The 4,801-nt window shown below is 36.0% G+C and carries 4 protein-coding genes; 3 read left to right on the forward strand and 1 reads right to left on the reverse strand.

Features of this window, described 5'->3' with window-relative positions; genetic code table 11:
* Nucleotides 1-509, reverse strand: a 509-nt coding sequence (locus HRT72_03580) for a 2-isopropylmalate synthase (protein ID NQY66787.1), incomplete at its 3' end; no start/stop codon positions are given.
* A gap of 155 nt (nucleotides 510-664) precedes the next feature.
* Between HRT72_03580 and HRT72_03585 the strand changes: the two genes are divergently transcribed.
* From HRT72_03585 to HRT72_03595, 3 genes are all read left to right on the forward strand, one after another.
* Nucleotides 665-2,221 carry a hypothetical protein gene (locus HRT72_03585; protein ID NQY66788.1) on the forward strand — a complete coding sequence of 519 codons (1,557 nt, stop codon included), beginning with the start codon at nucleotides 665-667 and terminating at the stop codon, nucleotides 2,219-2,221.
* Between the two features lie 172 nt (nucleotides 2,222-2,393).
* Nucleotides 2,394-4,073, forward strand: a complete 1,680-nt coding sequence (gene ilvD, locus HRT72_03590) for a dihydroxy-acid dehydratase (protein ID NQY66789.1) — start codon at nucleotides 2,394-2,396, stop codon at nucleotides 4,071-4,073.
* 20 nt (nucleotides 4,074-4,093) lie between these two features.
* Nucleotides 4,094-4,801: acetolactate synthase large subunit (locus HRT72_03595; protein ID NQY66790.1), on the forward strand; the 708-nt coding region annotated here is incomplete at its 3' end.

Raw genomic sequence — 4,801 nt, forward strand, 5'->3', positions numbered from 1 at the left:
TCAGGAATATTAACTACAGTTGCACCTGCCGCAATTACAGCTTCACAGATTTTTGCAAGAAATACATTATCTGTTCTTCCAGCATCTTCCGCATAAAATTCTACATCCTCAACAAAAGTCTTTGCATGCTTAACAGCCTCAACACCTCTTCGGATAGCTTCCTCTTGAGAAATTTTAAGTTTAGTAGTTAGGTGAAGATTAGACGTTCCAATACCTGTGTGAATCCGTCCTCTTTTTGCATATGTCAACGCTTCTCCGGCTATATCTATATCTTTTTTAATTGCTCTGGAAAGGGCACAGACTGTTACATCCTTTACTATCTTTGAAATCTCAACTACCGAATTGAAATCACCAGGGCTAGAAATAGGAAAGCCGGCTTCGATAATATCAACACCTAAGTTCTCGAGCGCTTTAGCAACGATCACTTTTTCTTCTGTGTTCAGTTGATTACCAGGGACTTGTTCTCCGTCTCTAAGGGTTGTATCAAATATGTCGACTTTCTTGGACATGCCTTTTTATAATTTCTTTCCTATCAAAAGTAAATTTTATAAAGGCCAGCATAAAATCAAAAAAATTAAACATTACGATGCCTAAATTGGTTTTGATTAGGCATAAATGCTAATTTAGCTATGGATATAGAGTTTTGTCCATTTGAATTATTACGATGTCTAAGCGAAAATCGGATGCTTTGTTTTACTTGATTAAAAGTTTAACCAAGAGTGAAAAACGTCATTTTAAACTACATGTATCGCGTTTAAGTGGGAGTGAGGATATGAAATTTATTAAACTTTTCAAGTTGATTGAAAAGCAAAAGGAATTTGACGAAGACCGAATATTAAAGCAGGATACTTCTATTAAACCGGAGCAGTTATCTAATCTAAAGGCTCACTTGTATACGCAGATACTCAATAGTATACGTTATCTGAGCGCTCCCAAAATAATCGATGTTGAAATCCGGGATTTAATTGATAAAACGCAGATATTGTATAATAAATGCTTGTATGTTCAAGCGGACAAGATGATTCTAAAGGCTAAGAATTTGGCTGAACATAACGAGAATCTGTCTTTAATGATGGATGTGCTAAAATGGGAGCAGAGAATATCTACTCAATTAGTTGAGGATGACTATGAGGATAGAATTGATCTAGTAATCAATGAATTGTTAGAGGTAAATAGAAAGATTAATAACATTAATTCTTTTTCCTTCCTATCAACCAAGCTGAATTTCTATTATCAGAAGATTGGTTTTATAAGAGATGAAGATGATTTTAATGATGTGCGAGAGTATTTCAATAAAATGATCCCTGAGTATGAAGAAGAGAATCTATCCTTTGATGAAAAGATATACTTGAATAATGCATTTGTAGGGTATTACTTTTTTATTCAGGATTTTAAGTCAGGGCATGATCATGCAAGAAAAATATTAGCCTTATTTGATAATTCTCCGGAAATGATAGGTAATCGATTGGAGATGTATGTGAAGGCACTAAATAGTTTACTTGTTGCGCAATTCAAACTAGCTAAATACAATGAGTTTGTACTTATTCAGAATCGGTTAAATTCAATTTCGAAAGATAAGAGTCTGCCTTTAACGCAAAATATTGAATTGATACTCTTTAAGTATTACTATGTTCATGAGATTAATCGGTATTTCTTGTTAGGAGAGTTTCATGAAGGGATTTCGTTGATTGCCACAATTGAGATTGGATTAGATAAATTTATTGATACGCTGGATCAGCATCACACTTTAGTGTTCTATTACAAAATCGCGTGTTTGTATTTCGGCGCCGCAAAATATCCAGAGGCAATCATTTGGTTGAATAAAATCATTAATATGAAAAATGTAGATTTAAGAGAGGATATTCATTGCTTCTCGAGGATTCTGAATTTGATTAGTCATTTCGAACTGGGCAATACTGAATTGTTAGATTATTACATCAAGTCTGTTTATCGATTCTTATTTAAGAAAGATGATTTACACATGTATCAACAAAATATTCTTGGTTTCCTGAAAAACCTGAAAGGGGATATCGGAGATAAAGAGTTGATTATTGAATTTCGAAACCTTCGAACGAGGTTGCTCGAATTAATTAATAGTCCTTATGAAAAGAGGGCATTTATTTATTTTGATATCATCTCATGGCTAGAGAGTAAAATTGAAAAAATTCCCGTTGCGGAAATTATCCAAAGGAAAGCACAAAAACGATTAAAAAGGGCTTAGGCGTCGTAATTATAAATAATATTATTTTAATTTTTAGTAGTTAAAAGTTGATTATTATTCAGGATGTTTTGTTTGGGCATCGTGAAAGGTTTTAATTTTGGTTTTTGGATCAAACCTCTCACCGTTATTTTTGTCCCATCAAAAAGCAAGCTTACCCAAGTAATATATTAGAATGAGTGATAGAATAAACAAGTATAGCGCGACTTTAACGCAAGATGAGACACAACCAGCAGCGCAAGCAATGCTTCATGGAGTTGGTCTTACAGATGAAGATTTTAACAAAGCACAGGTAGGAATTGCAAGTTCTGGTTACGAAGGTAACACTTGTAATATGCATTTAAATGATCTTTCGAAAGACATTAAGAAAGGTGTTCAAGATGCTGGAATGGTTGGTTTGATCTTTAATAATATTGGTGTAAGCGATGGTATTTCTATGGGTACGGCAGGGATGTCTTATTCTCTACCATCAAGAGATATTATAGCTGATTCTATAGAAACAGTTGCAGGAGCGATGTGGTACGATGGTATAATTGCTGTTGCGGGTTGCGATAAGAATATGCCAGGTGCTATTATTGCTTTAGGTAGATTGAATAGACCTGGTATCATGACATACGGTGGTACTATCCGTTCTGGAAAGTATAAAGACAGAAAGTTAGATATCGTTTCTTCGTTTGAGGCTCTAGGAGAAAAAATGGCTGGAGATTTAACACCAGAGGATTTTAAAGGAATCATTAAAAATGCTTGCCCAGGAGCTGGAGCATGTGGTGGCATGTATACTGCTAATACTATGTCTTCAGCAATTGAGGCATTAGGCATGAGCTTGCCTTATAGTTCTTCTAATCCTGCGGTTAGCGATGAGAAGGCAAAGGAGTGTGTTGATACAGGTGCTGCAATGATAAACTTGTTGAAGCTAAATATTCTTCCTAAAGACATTATGACCAAGAAAGCTTTTGAGAATGCAATCACTCTAGTGATGATTCTTGGAGGTTCTACAAATGCTGTAATGCATTTGATCGCAATGGCGAAATCGGTAGATGTTAAAATTACGATCGACGATTTTCAACGAATAAGCGACAAGACTCCTTTTATTGCTGACCTTAAGCCAAGTGGTAAATACTTGATGGAAGACTTACATGCAATTGGTGGTGTACCTGCAGTATTGAAAATGTTATTGGCGGAAGGTAGAATTCATGGAGATTGCATGACGGTAACTGGTAAAACTATTGCTGATAATTTAGCTGAATTACCAGGTTTGACAGAAGGGCAAGATGTAATTCGGCCAATTTCTGAGCCAATTAAGAATTCGGGACATTTACAAATATTATATGGCAATTTAGCGGAACAAGGTTCTGTAGCCAAGATTACCGGAAAAGAAGGGTTGCGATTTGAGGGAACTGCTAAAGTTTATAATTCTGAGGAATTGGTTAATAAAGCAATTGGCGCCGGAGAAATCCAGGCAGGGAATGTTATCGTTATTCGCTACGAAGGACCTAAAGGTGGACCAGGAATGCGTGAAATGCTTAAGCCTACTTCTATGATTATGGGTAAAGGTTTAGGAAACGATGTTGCTCTTATTACAGATGGTAGATTCTCTGGTGGTACGCATGGTTTTGTTGTTGGACATATTACTCCAGAAGCACAGGAAGGTGGGTTGTTGGCTCTAATAGAAGATGGTGACAAAATCATTATTGATGCACAGGACAACCAACTTCAATTAGAAGTATCAGATGATATAATTGCGGAGAGAAGAAAAAACTGGGTTCAACCTGGTCCGAAATTCACAAAAGGGATTTTATATAAATATGCCAAATTGGTGTCGTCGGCATCAGAAGGGTGTGTTACTGATGAGTAATCAGACTAGATAGATAAGTCATGGAGAAGAAAGTAGTAAAGAAGAAAGTACAGCAGCCAAGAAAGAAGGAGATGCTGGGATCGGAAGCGATTCTTGAAGCATTAATTCATGAAGATGTTGATACCATTTTTGGATATCCTGGTGGGGCAATCATGCCTATATATGATGCTTTGTATACTTATAAGGATAAATTGAGACACATACTTGTTCGACACGAACAAGGTGCAACACATGCTGCTGAAGGTTATGCTAAAATGACTGGTCGTCCTGGTGTATGCTTCGCTACTTCTGGTCCTGGAGCTACAAACTTGGTAACAGGTATTGCTGATGCTATGTTGGATTCAATTCCAATGGTTTGCATTACAGGTCAAGTAGGTTCTCATTTGTTAGGAATGGATGCTTTCCAAGAAACTGATGTAATTGGTGTTACGATGCCTGTTACAAAATGGAATTTTCAAATTACAAATGCGGAAGAAATACCTCAGGTAATTGCAAAGGCATTTTATATTGCTAATTCAGGAAAACCAGGTCCTGTTCTGATTGATGTAACAAAGAATGCGCAGTTTCAAAAATTCAGATTTGCTCCACAAGAGTATAAAGATTTAAAGAGCTACAATCCTTTTCGAAATGGAATTGATAAGGATATTGAGAAAGCAGCTAAGCTTATTAATAAAGCTAAAACTCCAATGATGTTTATTGGTAATGGCGTGTTAATTTCAAAGGCGGAA

It is taken from the genome of Flavobacteriales bacterium (assembly GCA_013214975.1).
Lineage (GTDB): Bacteria > Bacteroidota > Bacteroidia > DT-38 > DT-38 > DT-38.

Bases quoted from the DNA above. Each gene is read 5' to 3' on its own strand.
- HRT72_03585 (NQY66788.1), top strand. From the start codon at position 665: ATGTCTAAGCGAAAATCGGATGCTTTGTTTTACTTGATTAAAAGTTTA.
- ilvD (NQY66789.1), top strand. From the start codon at position 2,394: ATGAGTGATAGAATAAACAAGTATAGCGCGACTTTAACGCAAGATGAG.